At 57.0% G+C, this 18,383-nt stretch carries 18 protein-coding genes and 2 pseudogenes; 8 read left to right on the top strand and 12 right to left on the bottom strand.

The window, feature by feature from the left end:
• Window positions 1–77 precede the first annotated feature (77 nt).
• The gene (locus tag FFM81_RS26535; protein ID WP_173883854.1) at window positions 78–1,106 is read left to right on the top strand and encodes an IS110 family RNA-guided transposase; all 1,029 of its coding nucleotides are present in this window, start codon (window positions 78–80) and stop codon (window positions 1,104–1,106) included.
• Between the two features lie 528 nt (window positions 1,107–1,634).
• Here the strand turns inward: FFM81_RS26535 and FFM81_RS26530 are convergent.
• The 4 genes from FFM81_RS26530 to FFM81_RS26515 all read right to left on the bottom strand — a co-directional run bounded on the left by FFM81_RS26530 (window position 1,635) and on the right by FFM81_RS26515 (window position 4,762).
• The gene (locus FFM81_RS26530; protein ID WP_173883853.1) at window positions 1,635–2,015 is read right to left on the bottom strand and encodes a hypothetical protein; all 381 of its coding nucleotides are present in this window, start codon (window positions 2,013–2,015) and stop codon (window positions 1,635–1,637) included.
• 843 nt (window positions 2,016–2,858) lie between these two features.
• Complete coding sequence (locus tag FFM81_RS26525) at window positions 2,859–3,125, bottom strand: BON domain-containing protein (protein ID WP_138386485.1); 267 nt, start codon at window positions 3,123–3,125, stop codon at window positions 2,859–2,861.
• Window positions 3,126–3,157: 32 nt separating this feature from the next.
• The gene (locus FFM81_RS26520) at window positions 3,158–3,424 is read right to left on the bottom strand and encodes a DUF1488 family protein (protein WP_138386486.1); all 267 of its coding nucleotides are present in this window, start codon (window positions 3,422–3,424) and stop codon (window positions 3,158–3,160) included.
• Window positions 3,425–3,988: 564 nt separating this feature from the next.
• The gene (locus tag FFM81_RS26515) at window positions 3,989–4,762 is read right to left on the bottom strand and encodes a hypothetical protein (RefSeq protein WP_138386487.1); all 774 of its coding nucleotides are present in this window, start codon (window positions 4,760–4,762) and stop codon (window positions 3,989–3,991) included.
• A gap of 637 nt (window positions 4,763–5,399) precedes the next feature.
• Here FFM81_RS26515 and FFM81_RS26510 point away from each other — a divergent pair.
• Both FFM81_RS26510 and FFM81_RS32905 read left to right on the top strand, forming a co-directional pair.
• Window positions 5,400–5,645, top strand: a complete 246-nt coding sequence (locus tag FFM81_RS26510) for a hypothetical protein (RefSeq protein WP_138386488.1) — start codon at window positions 5,400–5,402, stop codon at window positions 5,643–5,645.
• Window positions 5,646–5,827: 182 nt separating this feature from the next.
• Window positions 5,828–6,041: pseudogene (locus FFM81_RS32905) on the top strand (DUF6428 family protein); the annotation flags it as partial.
• Window positions 6,042–6,586: 545 nt separating this feature from the next.
• On the opposite strand, the gene FFM81_RS26505 reads toward FFM81_RS32905, so the two are convergent.
• The gene (locus FFM81_RS26505; RefSeq protein WP_138386489.1) at window positions 6,587–7,612 is read right to left on the bottom strand and encodes a sensor histidine kinase; all 1,026 of its coding nucleotides are present in this window, start codon (window positions 7,610–7,612) and stop codon (window positions 6,587–6,589) included.
• A gap of 205 nt (window positions 7,613–7,817) precedes the next feature.
• Here FFM81_RS26505 and lov point away from each other — a divergent pair.
• Window positions 7,818–8,815: pseudogene (lov, locus tag FFM81_RS26500) on the top strand (blue-light-activated histidine kinase).
• A gap of 166 nt (window positions 8,816–8,981) precedes the next feature.
• Here the strand turns inward: lov and FFM81_RS26495 are convergent.
• The 5 genes from FFM81_RS26495 to FFM81_RS26475 form a co-directional block, all read right to left on the bottom strand.
• Window positions 8,982–9,431, bottom strand: coding sequence for a response regulator (locus FFM81_RS26495; RefSeq protein ID WP_138386490.1), 450 nt, complete (start codon window positions 9,429–9,431; stop codon window positions 8,982–8,984).
• Window positions 9,428–10,846 (bottom strand): sensor histidine kinase, encoded by a 1,419-nt coding sequence (locus tag FFM81_RS26490; RefSeq protein WP_138386491.1) that lies wholly within the window; start codon window positions 10,844–10,846, stop codon window positions 9,428–9,430. The genes FFM81_RS26495 and FFM81_RS26490 overlap by 4 nt, the downstream gene beginning before the upstream one ends.
• A 1,013-nt stretch (window positions 10,847–11,859) precedes the next feature.
• Window positions 11,860–12,165 carry a hypothetical protein gene (locus tag FFM81_RS26485; RefSeq protein WP_138386492.1) on the bottom strand — a complete coding sequence of 102 codons (306 nt, stop codon included), beginning with the start codon at window positions 12,163–12,165 and terminating at the stop codon, window positions 11,860–11,862.
• Between the two features lie 551 nt (window positions 12,166–12,716).
• On the bottom strand, window positions 12,717–13,010 hold the full coding sequence (locus FFM81_RS26480) for a hypothetical protein (RefSeq protein WP_138386493.1): 294 nt from the start codon (window positions 13,008–13,010) through the stop codon (window positions 12,717–12,719).
• A gap of 642 nt (window positions 13,011–13,652) precedes the next feature.
• A complete protein-coding gene (locus FFM81_RS26475) occupies window positions 13,653–14,018 on the bottom strand; it encodes a hypothetical protein (RefSeq protein WP_138386494.1) in 366 nt (121 codons plus the stop codon).
• A gap of 451 nt (window positions 14,019–14,469) precedes the next feature.
• Between FFM81_RS26475 and FFM81_RS26470 the strand changes: the two genes are divergently transcribed.
• Together FFM81_RS26470 and FFM81_RS26465 are read left to right on the top strand one after the other, a co-directional pair.
• On the top strand, window positions 14,470–14,763 hold the full coding sequence (locus FFM81_RS26470; protein WP_138386495.1) for a hypothetical protein: 294 nt from the start codon (window positions 14,470–14,472) through the stop codon (window positions 14,761–14,763).
• The gene (locus FFM81_RS26465) at window positions 14,760–14,966 is read left to right on the top strand and encodes an ATPase inhibitor subunit zeta (protein WP_138386496.1); all 207 of its coding nucleotides are present in this window, start codon (window positions 14,760–14,762) and stop codon (window positions 14,964–14,966) included. The genes FFM81_RS26470 and FFM81_RS26465 overlap by 4 nt, the downstream gene beginning before the upstream one ends.
• Window positions 14,967–15,083: 117 nt before the next feature.
• On the opposite strand, the gene FFM81_RS26460 is transcribed toward FFM81_RS26465, so the two are convergent.
• Together FFM81_RS26460 and FFM81_RS26455 are read right to left on the bottom strand one after the other, a co-directional pair.
• Entirely contained in the window at window positions 15,084–15,347 is a 264-nt protein-coding gene (locus FFM81_RS26460; RefSeq protein WP_138386497.1) for a BON domain-containing protein, read from the bottom strand.
• Between the two features lie 37 nt (window positions 15,348–15,384).
• Complete coding sequence (locus FFM81_RS26455; protein WP_138386498.1) at window positions 15,385–15,651, bottom strand: DUF1488 family protein; 267 nt, start codon at window positions 15,649–15,651, stop codon at window positions 15,385–15,387.
• 1,033 nt (window positions 15,652–16,684) lie between these two features.
• Between FFM81_RS26455 and FFM81_RS26450 the strand changes: the two genes are divergently transcribed.
• Window positions 16,685–17,233 carry a hypothetical protein gene (locus FFM81_RS26450; protein WP_138386499.1) on the top strand — a complete coding sequence of 183 codons (549 nt, stop codon included), beginning with the start codon at window positions 16,685–16,687 and terminating at the stop codon, window positions 17,231–17,233.
• A 479-nt stretch (window positions 17,234–17,712) separates the two neighbouring features.
• The gene (locus tag FFM81_RS26445) at window positions 17,713–17,898 is read left to right on the top strand and encodes a hypothetical protein (protein ID WP_138386500.1); all 186 of its coding nucleotides are present in this window, start codon (window positions 17,713–17,715) and stop codon (window positions 17,896–17,898) included.
• Window positions 17,899–18,383: the final 485 nt, after the last annotated feature.

Here is an 18,383-nt window from a genome sequence, read left to right as displayed (position 1 = left end):
GGAACGGCCCTTCGCACCGGCATCCAAGATGCCTATCGTGGTGACGCCAATCGCCACAAGACAGAAGGAACCGTTCCATGGAGAAGATTACTACAATCGGACTGGATTTGGCCAAGTCAGTCTTTCAAGTCCACGCCATCACTGAAGACGGACATATCGCTGTCCGACGTGCCTTGCGGCGATCACAGGTGTTGGAGTTCTTTCGTCATATCGAACCATGCCTTGTCGGAATGGAAGCATGCGGGAGTGCCCACTACTGGGCCAACGCGATCGGCGAATTTGGTCATACGGTGCGGTTGATGCCGCCAGCGTACGTGAAGCCCTACGTCAAACGTAACAAGACCGACGCCGCGGATGCGGAGGCGATCTGCGAGGCGGTGACGCGCCCGACAATGCGCTTCGTGCCTATCAAATCACCTGAGGAGCAGGCTGCCGGGATGGTTTTGAAGACCCGAGAGTTACTCGTGCGTCAGCGAAGCCAGACGGCGAATGCGATGCGTGCTCATATGGCCGAGCTCGGGATCGTCGCCGCGGCCGGCATGACCAGTATTGCAAAGCTCGTCGCCATTTTGCGCGACGATCGTGACGGCCGTCTACCAAACTCGGCCAGAGCTGCGCTTTTGGAGATGGCCGATCAGATCGAACGGCTGACAGAAAGGGTTGAGGTGCTCGACAGTAAGATTGTCGCAGCAGTGAAAGCTGATGATGCCGCACGTCGTTTAACAACCATCCCCGGCGTCGGTCCTATTATTGCAGCGACTGTTCGTGCCGCGGTTCAGGATCCGGCAGCCTTTCGAACAGGGCGGGATTTGGCCGCCTGGATCGGCATCACGCCAAGAGCGAACTCCAGCGGAGGGAAGGAGCGGCTTGGCAAGATCTCGAAGCGCGGCAATAAGCAGTCACGAACTCTACTGATTGTCGGTGCTACATCGATTCTGAAACAGGCTCGCAGAGGTTCAAAGCTACCTGGCTGGGTCGTTTCAATAATGGGAGGACGCCCCTACAAAGTGGCAGCCGTGGCCTTGGCTAACAAGATGGCCCGCACGATATGGGCGATTTTGGTCAAGGGCGGCACATACCAAGCGCCAGCGATGGCAGAGGTGTAGGAACAGAATTCCCGGCGTTTCTGCGTCGGGATAAAGCGGCAAGGTACGAAAGCGTGATGAACCCGAGGGGCGATACCTCGATGTCGATCAGACCGTCTGACTCACTGCGCCTTTAAGCGCGCAAAACTGATTAGGCGATCGACATCGCGGATCTCATCGTGGCCAGCGGTCAATGACCGCGCTCACAGGCCGGACATATGACTGCACCGTCCGGAGGCGATTTGCGCTGAAAAACCTTGCCAACCGGGCCGTTCCACATATGCGTCAGAGCCAAATTTGCACGCCGAAACACATCTTTCAGCTAAATTACAAAATCGGCTGCGAAATCTCTTTCGTTTCGACCATTTCGGTCCTCGCAATGGAGGCCAATCACCAACATGTGTGGCGCCCGGCCTCCGAATGAAGTCGGTGCAAGGAAAAGCGTCCGTCAGCCTTTTCCCAAGCGGGAGCAACCATTGCCATCAGGATCTGATTTAAGCGTCGATCCGATTGCAGCGCTGAGCCAGCCGCTGCGCACGCGGGGACGATCTACGTGTTTGATCCCTCTTCACTCTCAGGCTTTTTCGTTACCTCCTCGGCACGCCTCCGGCTTCCCGGATGGCGATTCCTACTGTGATCAGTCCGAGCCTGCTCGAGTTCACCCATTGTGGGAAGATCCCGGACAACAGGACGCTTATCATCTGCCTCAGTGTTTCGGCGCTTTGTGACCCGATGCCGCGGGTTCTTTGCTTCATGGAATAGGTCAACTGCGCTCGCTTCCTCAGGCGGCGCGGCGAGGTCGGTGCGTGCTGCGATGGCATAGGCAATTAATTCCTTCGCGGAGGGATTGCCGTGCGGACGTTTGGCGTTGGCGCCGAAGTCGTGGCGGTCACTGCCAGTAGTGAGCTTGGCGTTGTCATGTCTCGACATTTCAAATGCCTCCTTTTTTCCATTATGAAGTCATAAGCCTGCCGTTCGCGGCGAGGCGCGGCAGGGCTCCTACTTGTCGAGCAGGCTAGAATCAAAGCCACTGCGCCGCTGCAAGCTATTTAATGGGTCCTGTGCCTAGCGTCGGTGGTGTATATTTCTGCAAAATCCGATATTGTTACTTGCCTATCTCGTATTTCAGGAGAGTGTCGCAATAAAAAGGCGGATTATACTTTATTGGATGGCCAGTTTAATTATCCGTCGTTAATATTCCAATTTGATCAAATTGAATCCGAATAAAACTTTTATTTCAGGATTTCGTCCCAGCCGTGACGCAATTGGGGCATAAGCGTTCCCTATCAAAGTTTGGCCCTGTGGCTCTCTCGCCGGTGTCAGAGACTTGAGGATCATCAACGCTCCGAATTCCGATCGCCGCGCCATGCCCTGTAGAGATATATTCGCTGAGGTTGGCCGCCTTTAACCGTTGCCATGTCCGACATATCATCCACGCACGACGAACACTATCGTCCACTTCTCCGCCCCTTTCGCGCTTCCCGATCTTGTTGGTAAGATGCATCCCGCCGGCGATTACAAGACAGCGCAAGATGAGGAGCGGATCGAAGGCCTGTCGTGGCTTGCCTACCGCTGCAGAAACCTACATCCATCTGCCGTCGATTGCGCAGCGCAGCCGCTTGCGCAGGATCGTCCGGATGGAGCCGACGGCGCTCGCTGATCTTGGCAGCGGCGAACGCGACGCAGGAGCCGCCCCAATGAACGCCATCGAAAACCGTGAGATAGCGGATACGATGCGGCCGCGCCATGGAGATAGTGCCGTTCTGACTTGCCTCATAAATCCGGCGACAGTTCATTGTGAACCTTGCGCACGCCGTGGGTCCTCAGTGTAATCTCCTCAGCCCGTGACACCTCCGCTTTCAAATGCACCCATCCGGCCAGTGTGATGTCGCGGCCGCGCGCGGTGACGAAGATATAGCTGGGGTCGAGATCGCCGGCATGGGCGAGCGCGCTATAGACGGTCGATTCAAGATCGCCCTGGTCGGGACAGTGGGTCGCCACGCGGCCTGCGACACTGAGATGTTTTCTATCGACTGACATTGGCTCCTGCACTGCCTTTCCGGGTGTAAAGTCTACCGGCGGATATCGTGCACCGTCAGGGTATATCGGTCTTTTCCGCCGCGGCCGTAGGCATGGGTGGCCGCTTCCAGAATGATCTCGCGCGCTGTGTCGAAGGCTCTCAGGCACTCGTTCTCGGAGCGGCCGGGCTGGCTCGCGATCCGCAAGGCATTAGCCTCGACTAGAAACCGCACTTCAAACACGCCGTCATAACCGGAAAAGCGGACCGCATTGCGGCTCTCATCAAAACTGCGGCTTTTATTCGGAAAGGTCAGTGTCACGCATTCTCTCCTGGAGGTTTAGTAATGCCCGACCCATTCTGACTGTCGCGGAACAGCTATTGGGGACGAAGTAGCCGGCTCGTCTGACAGGCTTTGTCGGCTGCCGGTTTGCTACTGATGCGGAAACACTAACATCCGCAAACGGTTGCACCTTCGCAGTTCCGCTCCGAATAGAAATATGGGGGCGCGGCATTCGAATTGCAATGTAGGGCAGAAGGAGACCGCGTGTCGGGTGGCCAGATCCGCCGTCTGCGCTTGGTGGTGACAATGGTCCCCGCTAATCGCGCTACCTAGGCTTAATTCTGTAGGATCGCTGAAGGCGATGATCCGGGGGCTTGACCGTCGCCGACATGCTGGAGATGATTGCATCGAACTTGCCGGCGATAAGCCCGTGGATCATGCCGCCGAGGGGCTGGATGACAGGAAATTTGGTCGTTCTGCGTCTGTAGTTCCTTCCGAGGCGTCTACTCTTTGCTTTCCGAAAGGAAAAAAGTGCAGGCTGAAAACATCATCAGCCGTTTTGAGAGCGAGGGAGGGCGCCGGACAGTGGACTTCTGCTGATCTTTAATCGCTCATGCAGGCACCATTGCGAAGCTGGTACGGACGATTGCAGTCCCAGCCGTTGCCTGTCGAGTTAAGATGTGCGTTTTCGGGAACCTTGACCGGCAGGCATTGATTGCTCGTCGTCTCGAAGCCTCGGTCGCATTTCCATTTCTGCCCGTAGGGCATGTCGACTAAGATGGCATTCTCCGGAACCTGGACGGCGACACATGCCTGATCCTTGTTTTCAAAGCCTCTATCGCACCTCCACTCATTTCCGCCGGTTGTCAGATAGGCGTGGGCGGGGAGTTCAAGCTTGAGGCATGCTTGTTGTGTCGCGCGAAAACCTCTTTCGCATTCCCAGCCGGACCCTGTGGTGGTATCGGACAGGAATGCATTCTCTGGGACTTTGATAAGGTCGCAACCCACATTTGTTTGGCGGTAACGACGGAGGCATCTCCAGCGGTCGCCGGAAGATGGGTCGAGATATGCATTGGTCGGAATTTGGACGGTGAGGCACTGGTCCCCCTTCTCGAGAAAGCCGTAATGGCAATTCCAGCCCTTGCCAAAGGAGGAGTTTGTCAGAAACGCGTTGGCTGGAAGCTTCACCTCGAAGCAGGCATCACCCTGCCTTCGAAAACCCCGATTGCATTCCCAGCCGGAGCCGTAGCGGCTTGCCTGGGCATTTTCAGGCGCCGGCCTTGCCGCCTGGCCGAACGCCGAGGAGCTGAGTCCCGATGAAGATAGCAGGAGGACGGTCATCGTCAGGGCTAGCGCCCTGTAATATGATTGACGCATGAATTGTCTCCAAAGGCCTGCATCTTCGATGCAGGTCCGATTTTCCAGATAAAATGCTGATAGGCAGTAAAGAGGGAAAGCAGATATGTGCGAGCTACCAAGGCCTTGGGTTTTCTCAGCTTTCTGAGTAAAGATGCGCGTCGGCCATATCTCAAGAACGACAGAGTGACGAGAATGAAGCTGCCCCTATGGATTTTTCGATTGCCTCGATGCATGCTTTCGCCGTTGGTGTTCATGAGCATTTCTAGATATAAGCAGGAAGTAAGCATATGAGGATCGGAACGTCATCGCGTCCTCCTCTTGTCGGGGCTAGGGCGCGCTCATGTCCCTCGGGCGGCAGCGCCCTGACCAGTTGCAGCCGACATCGCACCCTGGGCTCCATTTCCGCCTTTGGCAAGCAAGGTTTTTACTGTTCAATGTGGTGCCTTGAAAGAGGCTGAACAAATCTCATATATACTTCACGCTTTAGGCCTTTCGGCTACCTGATCCTCCCGGCTGCATCGGTCGCTTGGTAAACCCCGATTTTGCGAACATTGCGAATTTCGGCGTACTGGCTGGAGCGGTTCGTTCCGAATGTTTTCGTCCGGCAGCCAAGGGTACCTTAGTGACCAATACCACCCGCCGCAAGGATTAGGTTATGACCGTTTTCGACTATAGTGCCGGCGCGGGGCTTTACCCGTGCAAGACAATTAACAGAAAAAGCAGCCTCGGTTACAAAAGGTTTGATTCCGTGGCCGAAGCTCTTCGCTTTGCGATCGAGGACATGCCGGCCTCTCTCCTTCGGGGATCCGTGCTCGAAGTCGAGGAGGCGCGCTTTGATGGTTTGCAGATGCGCAAACTCTATGAAGCCAAGGCATATCCTCTGACGCGGCGGAAGTTGTGAGGCGGTATTTCGGGCCTTTCAAGACATTTTATCTGTGTGTCAACGCTTTAGCGCGTTCCACGGCAGCAGCGCATCGATTCTCTCTGCCTGTGACCGCTCACTAGAGGCGGTGATCGTTGCAATTAGGTGGACGAATGGATCGACGGAGGGGCGATGTCGGGATGAATACGCGGAGGATATAGCTTGACGATGCCGCCAAGCTGACTTTCGAAGTCAGTGACGGAGTGCAGCCGATGCAGCTCTATTGCGCCGCGATGCCAACGCTTCGTGCCAGGGCCGTCCATGTCGAGCTCTCACCGCGGCCCGCCAGCTGCAAGCCGCGCGATCGATGGCTCGCCGAGAGCAGGCATCATCATGCTGTGGTCCGTGACGGGAAAGAGCGGCTGCTGGGGCTAAGGCGCGCTGCGCGCCTCAAGACTTCGATCCCGTCAGCGGCTGCGAGGTCCGAACGGCGGACCCGTTCAGCGCTTCGCGCAAGCCGTCGAGGACATTCAGAGAAACTCGACGCAAGAACGAGCCTGTCCCGCACAGTGTTGACTCCGGAAGGAGAGGGCGATTGCAAAGTCTTCATAGTGCGGATTGCGCTACGCGGCCTCTCCGGCCTTCTCATGACGAAATCCTCGCGAGTCCCATCCAGTGTCTTTAAGGCGGAGAGAATGTCCCGACAGTGGATCGGAGACGCGACGCGGGAGGGTGACGGAGTTCGTGATTGGATTCGACCGCGTGCAGGTCAGACGCCCACGATGCCGAAAAACGGGTGAAGAAAATCTCCAGGTGCCAAAGAGATTGTTTCACTCTTTTCAGCATTCAAGAGGATAAGCGGGCAGCCCTGGCACCGACGCAAAACATAGCGCGATCGCGGTCGGCGCGCAGAGTTTTGGGGTGTCACAACAAACGGCTGAGCGGGGAAAGCCCGGTTTGGGTTCTCGACCAGCTTGCAGTCAGTCCTCAGCGTCGGAATAGTTTTTGTATTGTAGCTTCTCGAGCGACGCATCCAACCTAAGGATGAGCCCTGTCCGCGCGTAATCAACAGCGACTTCTCCGAAGGCTGAGAGACTGGAGGTAATGAGCCGGCACCCGAACCCCTTCTTTCTCGGAGCTTCCACCGCGGGGCCCTCCACCTCCTGCCAGCTGAAGTTCAGGCGCTTGTCGCCCAACTCGTCGCGCACCGACCATTCGATTTTGATAGTGCCGGAATCTTGCGATAGTGCACCATATTTGTTGGCGTTGGTGGCGAGTTCGTGCAGCACAAGGGAGAACGCAAGCGCCGCCTGGGGGCCCAATTCAATCGCAGGACCACTTGCTTTGAAACGTCCTGACGTCTCAAGTCCGAGATTAGTCGCGGTCGCTTCGACAATTGTCGCCAAGGCCGTGCCCAGCCAATTCTGCTGCAGCAAAATGTCGTGTGCTTTCGAATAGGCATTGATGCGGGCCGAGATCGCTTGTTCTGCCTCCTCCAAGGAGCTGGCGTTTCGGAAGGATTGAGTGGTGATGGCCTGAACGACCGCCAGCGTATTCTTGATGCGGTGAGAGAGTTCATGCATCAGAACCCGCTGTCGCTCCTCATTCTCTCTCTGCTCGGTCTGGTCCCTGAGTATCTTTACGAAACCCTCCACATGGCCCTCGTCCGAGGTCAACGCCATCATCTGACCCGAGGCCCAGAATAACGAGCCGTCCTTGCGAACGTGCCAGCGCTCATCGTTGCCATGACCTTCCGCCAAAGCGGCGGCCATCTCCCCTTCAAGGATACCCGCCTGCAGGTCTTCGTGCGTAAAGATTACTGCTGCGGGCCTGCCGATAATCTCAGTCTCATTCCATCCGAGGATCCGGCGCGCGCCCTCGTTCCACGTGGTCACAAGGCCATTCAAATCCGTCGAGATGATCGCATATTCGATCGCGCTTTGGAGGATGGCTTCCAGAAAACGCTCTCGGGAGCGGCTGGAATCGGAAAAGAGTTTCATGATCATGGGATGCGCCTGATCCCTTCAGGATCTGCAAGCCGACAGGGCCCTCATCCTATTTCTATACCAGCGCCGTCGCGTTGGCAAAGGGCTAGCCGTGACAGGCTGTCGGGCAAGCTGGGAGGGGCAGCGCGAAAGTGCAAACGGATAGCCTCTCGGAAACAAAGGGACGCGACCTGCGTTATCGGGCTACCTCATATGAAGCGCGAACATGAAAAGCCATTCAACAAAAAAACTGCACGGGGATTTGCCTTCGGCATCATCGAAGGCGGCGTCCGCCGATCGGAAAGAGTTGGCAGCGATCGCCTTTGAACGCACCAGAATGCCGATTGTCATCACCGACGCGCGTACGCCGGATCTCCCGATCCTGCTTGCAAACAAATCATTCCTCGAACTGTCAGGCTACACCGCCGAAGAGGTGCTTGGCCGCAACTGTCGTTTCCTGCAGGGGCCCGCTACGTCTCCCATTGCCGTCGCGGAAATTCGCGTCGGTATCGCTGCAGAGCGTGAAGTGAATGTCGAGATTCTCAATTACAAGAAAAACGCGGAGCCGTTCTGGAATCGTCTGCACCTAAGTCCGGTCCATGGCGATGACGGACAGATTTTGTATTTCTTTGGATCTCTGATCGACACGACAGAGTACCGTCGCGTCGAAGCACTGGAGGCTTCCGAGCACCGCTTGCTCGGGGAGGTCGATCACCGCGCCAAGAATGTCCTCGCGATCGTAGACAGCATCGTCCGCCTTAGCAATGCTGATGACCCGGCGCTTTATGCCGCCGCTATTCAACATCGCGTGCAGGCGCTTGCCCGTGCCCATGCCTTGCTTGCCGAGCGAAGATGGGCAAGCATTTCCGTTGAGGAGCTCCTTCGCCAACAAGTGACGCCATTTTCAACAGGCCGGGCTTCCTTGGGTGGGCCGGATATCAAGTTGCCGGCGTCAATTGTTCAGCCCCTCGCGCGGCGCTCTTGCCGTTGCGCAAGGCACACTTTCGGTCAGTTGGATGCCCGGACCATCGGGCGGCGGCCTTCACATCCGATGGCATGAAACGGGCGCAGACGCTCCGCCTAAACCGGCAAAACGAGGTTTTGGCACGGTAATTATCGGTTCGATGGTCGAAAAAGCTTAAAGGGCGCCTTGAAAGAAACTGGGAGGATGAAGGGCTAGTTATTGAGATTGAAATCCCGCCTGCTGAATCGACCGCCGTATAGTTGGCAGGGCGAAAGCAACGTCAAGAACTGCGTCGATCGAAGGCTTCGCGTTTCGCTCACGTCGGGCTCCAAAGACGCGATATCGCGCCGCTTAAGATTGCAGACGCCGCGGAACTGCCAATCGAAAAGGTTTGCTGACCCGACCCACACGCGTGGCAAGCGCTCGCTATGATAGATGCTGTCTGATCAGCTTGATCAGGGCCTCAGCGGAGTAGGGTTTCTGCAACCAACCGATCGGCAAGGCTCCCGAGGCTCTTTCGCGGGTTTGGGCATCAGCATGAGCGGAAGCAAAAATCGAACGGATACCAAGCCTGGTAAACAACTCGATCGCCGCCTGGACGCCATCTCCGCGGCCGGCCAGCCGAATGTCCATGACGGCAAGGTCCGGACCGGATGACGTCGCGATGGATATTGCCTCATCGGCCGTTAATGCGATCCCGACCACTTCAAAACCTGCGTCGACAAGACGATTTTCGATCTCGAGCGCTATAAAGTATTCGTCCTCGACAATGAGAATGCGGGCTGGTTTTCCGGTTCCCCCCTCTTGTTTGGCGCTGCCGGCGGATCCGGTAATGGGGTCATCAGTGCTTTTCGTCGGCGGTCCGAACGAGGTCATAACTCAAGGGTGCTTTCTTTCTGAGATTGGCCGGTGAAACGGACGGTGGATCGTGCCCCCGGCCCTGGAGCAACCGAAAACGAGCCTCGCAGCTGCCGGACCAGTCCAGTGACGAGACCGGTTCCGGACGAACGTCGGCCGGTGTCCTTGAAATCGAAGCCAGGCCCCCCGTCGCGCACCGTCAGCACGAAGTCGTCCTCCGACCGCTTGAGCGATATCCATATTTCGCAATTGCCGGCGGCGTTACAGCCGTGCTTCGCCGCATTTGTGAGAAGCTCGTTCAGAATGAGAGCGAGAGGCATTGTGGCGTCATTCGTCAAGTGTCCGACGTCCACGTCGATCTGGAGCGTGACGTTGTCGGAGAACGCTTGCCTGGCGCTGTCGCACACGGCATTGACAAAGTTGGAAGCATCCACCTCGGAGCGGTCATGCTCGGTGTAAAGAGCCTGTTGCGCGGCAGCCATCGCTCCAACACGCTGAGCAGCATCACCGAGAACCTCGCGTGCCTCACGGCTGTTGCTTTCGCGCTCCGCCGAACGAATCAAGGCGTAGAGCATCATCATGTTGTTTTTGACGCGATGATTGAGTTCGTCGAGGAAGACCTTCTGATTGGTCTCGGCCAGCTTGCGGTCGCTGATGTCGACCAACATGTTCACCGCCCCTGTCAGCTCACCGTCGTCATTGCGCATAGGCGTGGGGAAGGGAAGGAACGGAAACATTGAGCCGTCGGGCCGCTGTGCCATGGCTTCCACGCCCCGAACGGGACGATTTTCCTTGAGGGCGATCGCCATCGGGCATTCGTGATGCGGTAGTGCCTGCCCATCGGCTGTAAATAGCCGAAAGGTCACACACCATTCGTCCTCGCCGATGATCGGCTCCCTGCCGGCCAATTCGGCGGCCGCACGGTTGAAGTATGTGATCCTGCCGTCTGCATCCGTGGTGTAGACGGCAGCCGGGAGTGCTTCGAGAACCTGACGCATTTCTTCATCTTTGCGCGCGAGTTGCCGCCTTACCCCCACGATCTCGGTAACATCCATGGTGAAGCAGCGGGTGTGAATGAATTCGCCATTGCGTATCCTCGCACTGGAAGTGGTTTCGACGTGCTTGATCGAGCCGTCCTTGGCTCGCATCCGGGCCGGAAAGCGGACGAGCTTTTCCCCGGCCGCCAGGCGCGGCAGCATCTCGTCGATGATGTCCGCGTCTGCATGAAACTCGGAAATCTTCCGGCCGATATATTCGTCGGCGGTGTAGCCGAGGAGATCCAGCTCCGCCTGATTGGCGCGCAAGATGATGCCGTCCGCCCCAATCAGATGCAGGGCGAGAGCTCCGTTTTCAAAAAAGTCCTCGTAATCTTCAGGGAAAACATCGGTTTGAGAGACAATGGGACTGCCACTCACCAGCTCAACCTTGCCCATCCGCTCTCCTCGACTCCCTCGATTAACCCCAACTTAACTCTGCTAAACCCGCCGAGTGTACGTTTGTTCCGCCGAGGTCATGCCAATCAGCATGATGTGCGAAACTCATCCGACCGATTGCGCAGATTGCCTGGTCTCCAGACCGCGTCAGCTGTCGGATCACGGCCGGTTTGATAAGTTGAGCGAGCGCCGCCGATCACTCGCCGAATAAGTTATCCATGTTTTCATAATCTCGTCCGATATCGGCGCCGGGCGAGTCCGCGAGACCGATGCGCTCTCATGGAGGAAGCAAGCGCCGAGACTATCGTCGAGACATTGGCAGAATTCTCCGGTCTCGATCTCTTCACGAGAAAGGAGATGGCGCGTGCCGTGAGACGCGCGATCGAAGCGTGGATCAGGAGGAGGAGGCATTTGAATCCTATGTCTTGGCCTGTCATGATCGGCTTCGAAATCGGGAGGTGCCAGATGCCCCGCACTCTGGCTTCTAACGCTCTCGCTGGCTCGCAAAGCGTTGTCGCATGTCGACCGGTCCCAGAGCCCGGTCGCGCTAAGGGCTGGACCGATCTAGCTCTGGCAGAGACTCCTCGAGCAGCGAGTTTGATGACGACTGAAATTCCGGTTGACCTCCTCAATTTTGTTCAGCCGGATCCAGGTCCGAATTCGATGACTTCCGGCCGCCCTCCAGCGGACCGGCCCGTTTTCGTATTCGGGATGTTGTGGTGAGCTATTCTCATCTCGAAATGCCTTCGGCTTGTATGCCGCCTATGCACTCCTTTCTCGTTGAGCAGGACAAGAAAAGCCGCAGCGAATTGGCGTTCCTGGCTACGCGCGCGCCGGAGCAGACTGCGTTGACTGGCGAGTCGGTCGCACGGCAATCCGGCGCCGTGTCCACGGAGTTTCCTCCGACGCCTGCGCCGAGGGCAATGAGAAAGTTCGTCCAGCTGTTCGAACACTCCGGCATGCAGCCTCCATCCCGTTGGTGGATGAGTCGACTGAGCTTGACGATAGCTGTTTCAGGCGCCGATAGGCGACGTAACTTGAACGGGACGGATCCCCTGTATCCGCTTTCGGTTTATTTCGAACTCCGCGGATGATTTCGAGGACGGTGGTGTTTTTCCGAAGTGCCGGCCGAGTTCGATAGAGAGGGCGGCGGGCGAGGTCATTCCGTCGTAATAAAGCTTGAACAGCAGTCTGACGGCAATGTTGTAATTTTTCGGATCTGCGAGGCTACTTGTGCAATCGTATCCTGCCTCGTCAAGGACGCCCTGCAATACAGCAAGGTCAGAGGTCCGCACAGACATGTTGAATTTGGAAGACATGCTGTCCTCCTTCATTTGGGGCGAAGGCAACAACCGTCCTCCACGCAGTAGCGCCCTGAGAAACAGCTACTGAAGACCTACCATGCGCCCAATCGATACAGCTAGCAAACTGAATGTTCCGGGATGAGCAAAAAGCGGTCAGGCTTGTGCGTTTCACAGTCATTTTGCAGTCATCGTTTTCCCAGCGCTTCGATAATCGCCAGGGCCAGAAGGATGTCAAACCTTCTACGCGAGATGTCTGTCTTGTTTGTTCGTCGCCTCTTCCAGCCGGCGAAATCGCTGCGATGCGAGGCTACCACCTCATGCCGTCCGGGGACTCTGAATGAAGTCGTGTTGCTCCAGCGCGGGAAAAGCTGATCGAGCGATTTCCGGTGCTGCTGCCCGACAGCATGCGGGCGATCACGCCTGCGATGGCGTGATCGCTGCAGGTCTTCGCAACGAGCCACCGGGCGGAATCTCAGCATCACCAAAGCCTAAGATGCGATGGACTTTCAAGGAGCGAGCCCTGATCGCCAATTCGGCATTCCTTACTCAACTGCCTCGCGGGGTCATCAATTCTTCTTGTCCGCAGGCGCGTCCACAGCTCGCGTGGCGCCCCCTTCGTTTTCCCATGATGCCAAAGCCTCAGGGTCGGCATGCAGTTTCCGCCGTCTCGAAGAGGGGTAGGCGTGCGCGGTAATCGTCGCCGCCTTGATGCGCCTTATCACCATCACCTCTTCGTGTTGGTCGCCATGTTCTGAAGCAACGAGATCTGCTGTCGCGTAGTCCGCGCGCTTGAGGATGGACCGGAGCCGCCAATTTTCGTCGCGTTTCGTCGGAATTCCGGTTGTGATGATTACTACCATAACCAGCCTCTCAAGATTAAACTTATGATGACGGCGAAGCTCGCCAAGATGGACGCCCTGAATAACAAGTCGCCGTAAGCCTCGATATGGGAAGAGCGCTTGAAGGTGGAAGACATCTTGTCCTCCTTTGATTGGGGCGAAGGGAGCCACCCCTTGATCGGCAGCGCCCGTTTCATCGGCTGCCGATATGCAAACATGCGCCTCTATTGCGCTTTATCCAAGGCAAATGCGACGAACGCAAGCCAAGCTACCATATAATTTTGTTGCGGAACCACTCGGTCACGGGACTAGAGGCACGGGCTCTGTCTCGACTTTCAGCGATGACAACCAAAGTGGCGGCCGCGACAGTACCGAGGCGGCCCCGAATTGAATCCTGCTTTCGCCCGCCTGTATGAGATAGTCTCTCATGACCTATTCCCCAAAGGACCAGGAACTCGCGCGCCGGCAAGTGATCATCGGCAGATGATTTGCGATTAGCAGAGCCTGATCGACGGAATGTTGACGCGAGGTCAGCCCGCTAGGCTGGCGCGCGAAAGGCAAAGGATTTGCGCAGCCATTGCTTCCATCAGGATCTGATTCAGGCGTCGATCCAATGGAGCGCTGAGCCTAAGCCGTGGGGCGGTCGAGGGGTTTGGCCCTTGTTCACTCCCCGGCTTTTTCGTCAGGCTCCTCAGCACGCCTCTCAGCTTCCCGGCTGGCGATCTTCCTGCTGTGATCGGTGCGAGCCTGCTCGAGTTCTTTCATTGTAGGTAGATTCCGGACACCCAGACTCTTTTCATCGGCCTCAGTGTTTCGGCGCTTTGTGAACCCATGCCGCGGCTTCTTTGCTTCATGGGGTTCCTCAGTTGCGCGAGCTCCCACAGCCGGCACGGCGATGTGGGTGCGTGCGGCGACGGCATGGGCGACCAATTCCTTGGCCGAGGGATTGCCCTCCGGGCGCTGGCCGTTGGCGCCGAAGTCGTGGCGATCGCGGGCAGCAAAGCGCTTGGCGTTATTTTGGTTCGACATTTGAATGCCTCCCTTATTTTTGGAGTCGCGAGCCTTCTTCGCGCAGCGACGCGCTTCGTGGCCTGCTTGTCGAGCAGGCTGGCCAAGGTGGCATATATTTTCGCAACATCCGATTTTCGAATTGCAGTATCTTGTATTTCAGGAAAATAGCACAATAAAAAGGCGGGAAGGTCTTAATTGACGATCAGTTAAATTTAGTTATTCAGCCAAAATATTATAAATATTCCAGAATTTGTCCAATCGAGTTTGAATAAGACCTTCAGTTTAAATTTCATCCCAGTTGCGACGCAATTGGGGCGTAGGAGTCCTCTATCGTCGTTTGGCCGTGTGGCTCTCGCAGGTGTCAGAGACGTGCCGCTATCATCGCCCCGAATTCCAATCGCCATAGCAATGCCCTGTCGGAAGTATTCAACGGGGCTTTACTGACCGTATTCAACTGGAGCCTGTCACCATGTCCATGGACATCTCATCCGCACGCACGACGGACACCATCGTGCACTTCTCCGCACCTTTCGCGCTGCCCGATATTATTGGCGAGATGCATCCGGCCGGCGACTACAAGATCGCGCAGGATGAGGAACTGATTGAAGGTCTGTCGTGGCTCGCCTACCGCAGTGTCGCAACGTACATCCATCTGCCGTCAATTGCTCAGGGAAACCGCTTGCGCAGGATCGTTCGGATCGAGCCGACAGCGCTCGCTGATCTCTTGGCAGCGACGAATGCGGCTGAGGAGCCGTCTCGATGAACGCCATCGAAGACCGTGAGAAAGCGCTGGAGCAGATCTATTTCCGGAACTCGGAAATGGCCTTCAAGGTGCGATCGCGCCGCGACCGTCTGTTGGCGGTCTGGATCTGCGGCATGACGGGCGCTGCCGAAGCCTTGCGGGAGCGCATGGAGGCTTCGAACGCTGCTGCCACGCAGGATATCGCCCGGCAACCCTCTCCCTGATTGGGAGAGATCCATCTGCGGTAACGGAAACCGGCAGTGTGCAGACTTCTCGCTCCGGTCAGGGCCGGAATAGGGCGCGCAGCCGCGCCGATGGAAATAGTGCCGGACGGGTTTGCCTCATAAGTCCGCCGACAGCTCATTATGAACCTTGTGCACCTCCTTCATTGTCAGCGTAATCTGCTTGGCCAACAACACCTCCGCTTGCTTATGCACCCATCCGGCCAGCGTGATATCGCTGCCGCGCGCGGTGACGAAGATATAGCTGGGGTCGAGATCGCCGGAATGGGCAAGCGCGCTGTAGACGGCCGATTCAAGATCGTCCAGGTCGGGATGGCCGGTTGCTACGCGGCTCGCGACGCTGAGATGTCTGTCGACTGACATCGTTTCGCCTCCAGGCCGGCCCTTCCGGGTATATGGCCTATCGGTGGATATCCTGCGCCGTCAGGGTGTGTCGGTCCTTGCCGCCGCGGCCGTAGGCATGGGTGGCCGCATCCAGAATGGCCTCGCCCGCGATGTCAAAGGCTCTCAAGCACTCGTCCTCGGAGCGGGCGCCCTGACTAACGGTCCGCAAGGCGTTGGTTTCGATCAAAAACCGCACCTCGAACATGCCGTCATATACGGAGAAGCGAACGGCATTCCGGCTCCCGTCGAAACTGCAACTTCTATTGAGAAAGATCAGTGTCACGCATTCTCTCCCGGAGGGGTTGGTCATGCCAAGTCCAACTGGACTGTAGCAAATCATGCCATAGAGGACATTATAGCCGGAATGCCCAGCCTTCCGCCGGCTCGGCTGGGGCGCGGCAGGGCTGCTCAGATTGCCGCTGAGCACGGAGACCTTCTTCCTCCTCTCGGGGTGCCGGAATCCCGGAGCGGACGGCTGCTGCTTCGCCGTTGCGCTCCCATGGAAAATGTGGGCGGGCATTCGAATTGCAATGTAGGGCCAGAAGAGTGGCCATGGTTGACTGGAATCTGTCGTCACTTGTTGGTCGCGATGTGGCCGGCGCCCATTCCCATGCAGCTGGCGTCTCATAGCCACAAAGAAAGCGGTGTCCCCGTTACACCTGGACGGGTATAAGCCGAATTCATTCGCTAAAGCTGGCGATCTGTGGCCAGGTGCTAGTTGCTCGCCGTAGTCGTTTCCGGGGACCGTTCCGACTGCAATCTGAGCTTTTTGGAGCCCGCAAAGCACACACCCTTTGCGGGCTCCATCTGTTGCGGAGGAAGGGGGGCGACTTTCTGCGAATTCTATAAAGCGGAGGCTGTTGATGTCTGCGAAGAAGAGATGTGAACTGCGGAAGGTGGTACTGCGGCAAGGACGCAAATCATTGCGCTCCTCAATCATCTGAGCGATCGAACATTCCGGTTTCCGCCCCAAACGTTGTGTTGATGATCATGATCCGGGCAGAATCCGGATTCGTTGCGGTAGAGCCCGGGTCCGGAGCCGTTCTCCGTCCCCGCTGCAAGATCAATGTCGAGGGAAAGCGCTATCGGCGCAACAATTGCCTCCCGGCAGGATGATCGGAACGGGTGGCGCGTGTCTGCGTTGTTGTCATTCGGCGTCCAAAATTTGCACGCCGAAGCACATGCGTTGGCTCCAGATGCTCGAATCCATTTGCTATGTGACCTGACAGAGAGCATGATTTCTTTCTCGGTAGCCGCTGAACGGGCACTGCCGATTGAGGGCTTTCAGTAGTCCTCGCCCCCAATAGAAGGAGGGCATGATGTCTTCCGAACAGGAAATTTTCTATCTTACGTCAGCCGATTTGCGCCTGCTGCAAGACGTTTTGCACGAAGCGGGGTATTCCGGAAATGTCTTACCACCGCCGCGGCCCCACAACATCGCTGCAAGGCTTCTCATTACCCTCTTTCGGACGGGAACGCGAAATCCTGAGGAACTGAAAAAAGCCCTGGAAATGGCCTTCGGTCGCCCGCAAATGCCGGCTCCGCTTTACTCTCGCCCATTGTTCAACCAGTTCTCGATCCAAGGCATTCCACTCCGGGCACCGTCCCATCCCGCCCCTAACCTTGGATCCGCAGAGCCGGCGGATGTTTCACACTTAGAGGCGGCCACAGAACAGGCTAGTCGCAGCCTCGCGGTATTCAAATCGGATTGGGCTGCGAAGGACCTGGATGACGATCAGCGAACAAGCGCGATATCGAAAGCAATCACCCGCCTGGCCCACACCCATCGAATAATTAAGACCGCCCACCTTAAACGACAGCGAAAAGAACGAGAACAGCATGGTGGGCGTGAGCAGAAACATTGAGACGCTCATCAGATTTGATAACGCACCAACATCGGCTCACGCCGGGCACTTGCTGGCTCGTTGAGAAGGAAGAATTACTGGAGGACGTGTCGTCCTGGCCTATAAGGCTACCGCCGCTCGTATTGAAATTCCTTCCATCGCGACGCAGACACCCTGACGACAGCAGATGCCTTTACCCGAGGCGAGATTGACGACACTCTGTTCAGAGACCGCCGGTTACAGAACGAGCCGGCAGGAGGGCAGGGCAGCGAATGAGCAGTCCAAAATCGATCGGCATGCTACCGCTAAGCAATCGACGCCGCGCGAGGCGTTCGAACCAAGGCAATCTCAGTCACAGGCCTCGTTCGCCTAAAGTGATTACGAATGGAAAGTTGCCCCTGAGGGCCAACCCGCGTATAACACGCTATCGAAGCCAACCTGTCACGGGCGCCTTCGACGGGAAGTGACCCAGCTTCCGCCCCAACCTGAAAGGACGAACCATGTTTGGCTACGTCCGCAAGCGCCATCGAAAACCGTTAGGACTGTCGATCGTCGAAGGGAATTTCGACGGCTCGGTAGCAAAGCGCGATCACGGTCACCAAATCCTGCCCAGCCTTCGCTTCGCGATGTACGGCCAGGGAATTGGAAGCGACCGAGATCTCCTCAAGATAGTTCGTTCCAACTGACAACACGGCGTTAAGCTTTGTCGTGAACGACCAAGTTTCGACGGCGGTCGAAAGCGGCGTGGGCTCTGAGTACAGCTCACGCTGCAGCACCGCTGTTGAATGCACGGCTCATCAATCGCCCAATGTCGGCGCGCCTTGACCTCGTCCGGCCAATGACGATGAGCCTCACGTCGAGACGAAGACGATCGAATCCCATTTATCCGCCGGTTTATTCGGCAACGACCGGCGTGATGGGTTCTGTGGAGGCGCTTGACTGGATTACGCTTAGCGAAGTGATCAATTGGTCGCATCCAAGGCTGGGCCTATCCGCGGACTTTGCGTCCGTACTGGGTGTCAACCGGCGAGATCGGGCGCCCGTTGCTCCTGAGGGCGTTCGCGATGGTCTGCAATTCGCTGAACAGCTGACAGGTGATCCCAACGTTCTGCAAGCCCGTGCGTGCTTCTGGCCTGTACGCCTTCGTTGATGAGGGCATTCAGATAAGGGC

The sequence above is a fragment of the Rhizobium hidalgonense genome (genome assembly GCF_005862185.2).
In the GTDB taxonomy this organism is placed as follows: domain Bacteria; phylum Pseudomonadota; class Alphaproteobacteria; order Rhizobiales; family Rhizobiaceae; genus Rhizobium; species Rhizobium hidalgonense.
This window is presented reverse-complemented; position numbering and strand designations above follow the sequence as displayed.